Raw genomic sequence first — 6,182 nt, 5'->3', positions numbered from 1 at the left:
AGATATTGGGCGGTCATGGATATATTCGCGAGCATCCGGTGGAGATGTGGTTTCGGAACGGCCGGGCTTTTGCGACCATGGAAGGCCTGGCCACCGGGTGATCAAGCCCTCCCTCACCTGGAACAATGGCCCATGGCCAGATAAACTGATCAGGAACAACCTTTTCAAGGAGGAAGAAATATAATGATAGACTTTGAAATTGCACCGAGGGTCAAAGCAGCCTTAAAGGTGGCCCGTGAGCAGAATGTGAACCTCATAAGAAAACTTTCTCATTATTATGACGAATATGAGCATGAACACGACGATATAAAAGAAGCTAAAGAAATCAATGCTTCAAGTATGGCCATCATGGCGAAAATGGCCCCGCCGCCTGGAGAGAAAGCGCCCCGGGGTTCAGCCGTAAATGGGATCATAATCGCTGAGGAACGGGCCTGGGGCGATCCCGGGCTTACGCTCGGCGCCTCCTCCCTCGGTCTTGGAAACGCCGCCATCGGTGCGGTGGCCACGCCTGAACAAAGAGAGCGTTGGGGTGGGAAATATGCGTCCATGGCCATCACCGAACCTGGCGCCGGCTCGGACACCGCGGCCATCACCACCATGGCCAAACTTGATCCAGATACAAATGAGTGGGTTATTAACGGGGAGAAGATTTTTATCACCGGTGGCGCCCGCAGTGAACTCGTGGTCATCTGGGCTACCCTTGATCGAAGCTTAGGCCGGGCCGCGATCAAGAGCTTTGTTGTCGCAAAAGGCACACCGGGTATGACGTTGACCAAGCTTGAAAACAAGCTTGGCATCCGGGCTTCGGACACCGCCTCCATTGTTTTTGAAGACTGCCGCATCCCTTACGACAGCATCCTGGGCAGCCCGGAGATCAAGCCAAAAAAGACAACGGCCACTGGCTTCAAGGGCGTCATGAAGACCTTTGACGTTACCCGGCCCGCTGTGGCCGCTCAGGCTATCGGCGTGGCTCAGGCTGCGCTCGATTTTACTAAGGAAAAATTTGAAGAGGAGGGTTTCGTCTTCCCCTATGATCGCGGCCAGCATTCTCTGAACGCTACTCAGCGAGACATCATCGAAATGGAAGCCAACCTCGAAGCGGCTCGCCTATTGACCTGGCGCGCGGCAGCGATGCTTGAGACCGGGGAAAGGAACAGCCTGGAGGCGTCATTTGGTAAGGCCAAGGCCGGTCAGGCCGCGACGCAGGTCTGCCAGAAATGCGTGGCCCTTCTGGGGCCTCTCGGATATTCACGCGAGTGGCTCGTGGAAAAGTTCATGCGCGACTGTAAGATTACCGACATCTTTGAAGGCACCGGTCAGATACAGATGCTGATCATTGCTAGAAATATCCTGGGCTTTAGCCGCGATAAGTTGAAATAGTTCTTGACGGGGGAAATTGCCTAAAAAATTTCCCCTACCTTTCACTCCGAATCAGAAATGAGTGATAAAAAGAGGGCCTTTGCAGGCCCTCTTTTTTTTGGAAAATGGTTGCCGTACTTACCCGGTTTCGCTCATCCAGACGCGAACATGTTCAGCCACTTCTTCTCCAGCATCTTCCTGGATGAAGTGACCGGCATTTTTAACGGGCAGCGAAGGAGCGACGTTGCGGAAAATACCGCGCATTAAACCCTCAAATCCACGCGTCACCGGATCGCCATCGGCCAAAGGCAGAAGCACCGGCAGGTCAAGTGTCTTCAATTTCTCAATGGCGACCCGATTATCATAAGCGCCCGGATGGTTCGACCGTATGGGCACCAGCCGGGGGAAGAGCAGGGCGCAGGTCTGATAGTCCTTTGAAGGGAAGGGTGCTGCATAGGCCGCGGCTTCCGCATCGGTCAAGGTCCGCTGCACGGCCTGACGCATAAGCTGCGGCATATCGAGTTCTCGTACCCGCTGGGAAAGGCGTCGCCAGGCCCTGAAGGCCTTGGTAGACCCCGCTCCGTCTGGAATGCCGGTATTCATGGCCACCAGGCGGGCAAAGAGATCCGGCATCTGGGCCAGGGTTCGAATACCGATCAATCCGCCCCAGTCCTGGCAGATTAGCATGATGCGCTCAAGATCAAGCGCCTTGATAAAGGCGCGCATCCACCGTACATGCGACTTATAAGAATAAGCATTGTCCGCCACCGGTTTGTCTGAGCGGCCAAAGCCGATCAGGTCCGGCACGATGACGCGGCCGACCGAACTCAGCGGCGGGATCATGCGGCGGTATAGAAATCCCCAGGTCGGTTCGCCGTGCAGCATCAAGATGGGGTCTCCGGAGCCATGCTCGACATAGGCCATGCGTAACCCCTCGATTTCCACGTACTGCGGTTCGTAAGAGTAGTCTGGCAGGTTGGCAAACCGCTCCTCGGGCGTGCGCAGAACCGACCCTTCCGGCCAGGTAAATACCTGTGGCATGTTTGGGTGTCGGGCCAGCCGCTCCACTATCTGCGGATCAAAGTCCCCTGAAACCTCAGCCACCCAGATTAAAAAATCCAGGATGTCAGAATTGATTTCATGCTCGGGCGGACGGGGTTCATAGCGGTCCCAGTGGCCGTAGATCATGGCCATGGAGGGATAGCCGCGGCCAAGGTCGGCCAGTTCGAAGGCATAAAGATGGTCGTGTTCTGAGCGCCAATAAACCCTTCCAGCGCGAATGCCAGTGGCGCGCTCGACAGCCTCCGCCATCTCGGGGCTGACATCGAGCTCCTGCTCCCACAGGAGCGGGTCCGGGCGGAGATACCGTAACTCTTCTGATTCTGGGGTGATGAACTGCATTTTTTAACCCTCCAGTTTCCGTGTCAGAAAATCAACAATGGCGCGGGCCAGATCCGGGCCTCGGTCGTCTTGAATGAAATGAGCCGCCTTGTCAAACTCGATGGGCCCTTCGGCGTGAGGCAGAAGTTTCTTAAGGTGATGTGCGTATTCAATGGGAAAAACCACGTCTCCCGGAGCCCAGAGAAGCAGGACCGGAATGTCGGACAGCTCGGGCAGCCTGTCTTCTATGGCCTGCATGTCAGCCCAGCCTCGATCATTTTCTTTCAAAGGAATGGTGCGCGGCCATGTCAGGACGACGTGGTCCGAGTCTTTTTCGTCATAGATGTGGTGGTAGGCGCGAGCTTCATTTTCGGTCATGCCGCGCTGGGTGATGGCCGTGGGCCCCCGGTGGGAAAGGACCTTCAAGGTTTTATTAAAGAACTGGCCGATGATCGGCGCATTCCAGGTTAACCACGGCCGGGGCGTGGAATGAAACTTGCCGACATAACTGGTGTAAAGCCAGGTGTTCATGAGGACAACGGCCGCCAGTCGTTCAATCCGCTGCAATGCGGCGCCCACTCCCTGCGGCCCGCCCCAATCCTGGCCCACGATAATGAAGTCCCTTAGCTGAAGCTGATCCATAAGTGAGACCAGGTCGGCAATATGGTGGGCCAGGGTCAGGGCCGTGTCAACACGCGGATGGTCCGAATAGCCGGCCCCAACCCAGTCAGGGGCAATGGCGCGGTATCCGGCCTCGGTGAGTATGGGGATGAAATCTCGATAGAGAAAACCCCAGGTCGGGTTGCCAGAGAGGAGAAGCACCGGACGCGCTTCCAGGTCCCCTTCGTCAATATAGGCCATGGTGCGGCCGTTGACCTCAAGTGCCTTTTGTTCCCAGGGAAACAGCGGTTTGAGCCATTCAGGCTTGGATCGCAGCATAAGTCCTCCTTCTGACTTGCTCGTCGCAATCAAAGAGACAGGGTAATCATGGATAATGCTTGGCCAGTCGTTCCGCAGTAAAGATTATTGATCATCCTGAAGGCGGATTTTTCACGCGCTCGGACTTTGATAATTATACAGTCTGGATGAGATTGCGGTCAAGGCGAAATTCCAGATCCAGGAGCATACTAGGGGAGAGAAGGGAGGGAAGCAGCGGCCGGGTCGGCCGGGTGTCTTACTGAACCAGTTTGAATTTTTGACCAATTACGGTCAGAAGGGCCGGTTCGGTTTTAAGTTCACCTTCTGGGGTGAAGGTGATACTGCCCGTTACTCCGGGGAAGTTGGTCAAATTGCTGAGAGCCTTGATCAGGTCTTGCCTGGAAAAGACCTGATTCTTGTCCATCAGGGTAAGAAGCAGGGTCCCGGCGTCAAAGCCGTAGGCTTCGAACCGTCCTGGGTCTTGCCCTTCGTTTTCCTGGCGAAAGGCTTTGACAAAGCGCTGTACTTCCGGTTGTTCGACGCCCGGATAAAAGCTCGTCGGGAAGATGGATTTTTGAACGTATCGAGCCGCGGTGGTCAGGAGGTGTGGGGTGTGCCATAACGTGGTGCCCAGCAGGCGGATGGTGGTGATGTCGTGATAGGTGAATTGAGGGGCGATCATTGCGACCGCCTTATAACCATCTGGCAGGAAAACCGCCTCAAAGTTGACCTCCGCCGCATGGCCTGCTTCGACTTTACGTTCGACCTTGTTTACGCCCGAAAGTTTTCGAATTTGTTCTGAAAAATCCGTGGTGTTTGGATCGTAGGGCTGAACTCCCACGATTTCCGCTCTAAGCCGGTTGATTTCATCCCAGAAGGTGTCCCTCATCTTTTTACCATAATCGTCTTCAGGGTGGAGGATAGCCAGACGTGTAAAGCCCAGGATTTGGACGGCATACCCGGCCACAGCCCGTGCTTGAGCCTCTGGAGTCAGGAAAAGCCGAAAAATGTGCCTCCCAACCTGGGGAATACCTTCTTTCTGAGTCAAGGTCAGCATAGGCAGTGAAAGCTCTTCGGCGCGAGTGGCAGCGAACTCAGCCACTTTTGTCGTCAGGGGGCCGATGACGGCCAACACTTCGGTTTGAGAGGCCAGCCGGTCCAGGGCCTGAATGGTCTGGTCCGGGTCACCACCGGAATCGAGTACGATCAGATTAGACTTGAAGTCTTCGGTTTGAGGAACATAGAGTTTAAAGGCCAGGCGAAGCCCTTTGACCACCTTGTGGCCGTATTTGGAGGCGCTGCCGCTCAAAGGCATGAGGCAGGCCAGGTCAGATGATGGATAGGTTGAAGTGGCGCCGATTGTCTCGCTCGGCTTTTTCTCTGGCGGCGCGGCAGTTTTTTCTGCGAGTTGTGCTCCTGGAATAATCAGGGGAGGCGGCGGTCCAAGACCCTGGATGGCCCTTTGGAGAGCGCCAGCCTGCCCGGCCAGTTCGTGCCCGGAAAAGGTTTTGAGAAAATAATTCAACTCCAATTGGGCTTCACGACGATGACCTTCGCGAAAATAGCGGTAGGCCGTGATATAAGAAATATGACCGGCCGGGAATTCCTGACGAAATTCTGATCTGGCTTGAACAAGTTCTTTGAGGGGCATCTTCAGGATGGTGCCCAGGACTCGGGCCCGGGCCTCAAACTTATCATTCAGGTCCTCAGCCAGGTTATAGGCCCTGGTAAAGTAGCTGAGGGCCTGGGTTCGATGCTGTCTTCCCGCCTCGGCCTCTCCTGCCAGGAGGTAGAGCCTATCTAATTTTTCCGGGTCGGTTGTTTCGTGAAGAAGAGGGCTCAAGACTTCCATGGCCTCGTCGTATCGGCTGGTTTTGATGAGCAGGATCAAGAGCCGATAGCGGGCCTCCGGGACGAAGATGCTTCCGGGGTTCTTGAGCAGGAGTTCCTGGTAGGCCGCGGTAGCAAGTTCAGGCTGCCCCAGCCGTTCCCGAATCTGCCCTATAGAAAAGCGTGCCTGACCGGTCAGCGGGGAGCTGGGGTAAGTTTTTAGAAATGCATGATATTTTTCCAGAGCCTCGGGATAGAGGGCCTGGTTTTCAGCCTGTTCTGCTTCATGAAAAAGTCTTTGCCTCTCTGGTTCTTGAACAGGGCGTTTGGTCAGCTTTTTAGACAAAGGCTCTGGCTGGGGCTGGATGACTATTACCTTTTTTTGAGGCAGGATCGGCCCGGCGCAGCTTAAGGTAAAGGCCAGAAACGCCAAGGCAACGAGTTGGAAAGCAGAGGCGTGAAAAAAAGATTTCATCAGTGATAACTCATCTGAAAGGCTGTATCGTATCTGGAAGAAAGGCCACGGGAGATCAATGCCGGGAAAGTCCCCGGATTGGTATATATTTCATAAGGTCTGACCAATCCAGGAGATTCCTCACCCGACCTGGTTTCATCAATCGCTTTTAACTTCCTCAAAGTCGGCGTCAACAACGTCCTCCTCAGAAGGAGCGGCGCCGGCCCCGGCCCCCGGTCCG

The 6,182-nt window shown here is 55.1% G+C and carries 5 protein-coding genes; 1 reads left to right on the top strand and 4 read right to left on the bottom strand.

Annotated features, from left to right (window positions below):
- The first annotated feature begins 183 nt into the window (after window positions 1–183).
- A complete protein-coding gene (locus JRI95_15910; GenBank protein MBW2063028.1) occupies window positions 184–1,380 on the top strand; it encodes an acyl-CoA dehydrogenase family protein in 1,197 nt (398 codons plus the stop codon).
- A gap of 117 nt (window positions 1,381–1,497) precedes the next feature.
- Here JRI95_15910 and JRI95_15905 read toward each other — a convergent pair whose 3' ends face one another.
- The 4 genes from JRI95_15905 to JRI95_15890 all read right to left on the bottom strand — a co-directional run bounded on the left by JRI95_15905 (window position 1,498) and on the right by JRI95_15890 (window position 6,135).
- The gene (locus JRI95_15905; GenBank protein MBW2063027.1) at window positions 1,498–2,400 is read right to left on the bottom strand and encodes an alpha/beta fold hydrolase; all 903 of its coding nucleotides are present in this window, start codon (window positions 2,398–2,400) and stop codon (window positions 1,498–1,500) included.
- Between the two features lie 363 nt (window positions 2,401–2,763).
- Window positions 2,764–3,678, bottom strand: a complete 915-nt coding sequence (locus tag JRI95_15900; protein ID MBW2063026.1) for an alpha/beta fold hydrolase — start codon at window positions 3,676–3,678, stop codon at window positions 2,764–2,766.
- Between the two features lie 235 nt (window positions 3,679–3,913).
- Window positions 3,914–5,962, bottom strand: a complete 2,049-nt coding sequence (locus JRI95_15895) for a penicillin-binding protein activator (GenBank protein ID MBW2063025.1) — start codon at window positions 5,960–5,962, stop codon at window positions 3,914–3,916.
- The gene (locus tag JRI95_15890; GenBank protein ID MBW2063024.1) at window positions 5,962–6,135 is read right to left on the bottom strand and encodes a hypothetical protein; all 174 of its coding nucleotides are present in this window, start codon (window positions 6,133–6,135) and stop codon (window positions 5,962–5,964) included. Before JRI95_15890 ends, JRI95_15895 begins: the two co-directional genes overlap by 1 nt.
- Window positions 6,136–6,182: the final 47 nt, after the last annotated feature.

It is taken from the genome of Deltaproteobacteria bacterium (genome assembly GCA_019308995.1).
Classification (GTDB): domain Bacteria; phylum Desulfobacterota; class Desulfarculia; order Adiutricales; family JAFDHD01; genus JAFDHD01.
This window is presented reverse-complemented; position numbering and strand designations above follow the sequence as displayed.

What these genes read in the sequence shown, in the direction of transcription:
- JRI95_15900 (MBW2063026.1), bottom strand. Translation starts at nt 3,678, where the DNA reads ATGCTGCGATCCAAGCCTGAATGGCTCAAACCGCTGTTTCCCTGGGAA.
- JRI95_15905 (MBW2063027.1), bottom strand. Translation starts at nt 2,400, where the DNA reads ATGCCACAGGTATTTACCTGGCCGGAAGGGTCGGTTCTGCGCACGCCC.
- JRI95_15910 (MBW2063028.1), top strand. Translation starts at nt 184, where the DNA reads ATGATAGACTTTGAAATTGCACCGAGGGTCAAAGCAGCCTTAAAGGTG.
- JRI95_15895 (MBW2063025.1), bottom strand. Translation starts at nt 5,962, where the DNA reads ATGAAATCTTTTTTTCACGCCTCTGCTTTCCAACTCGTTGCCTTGGCG.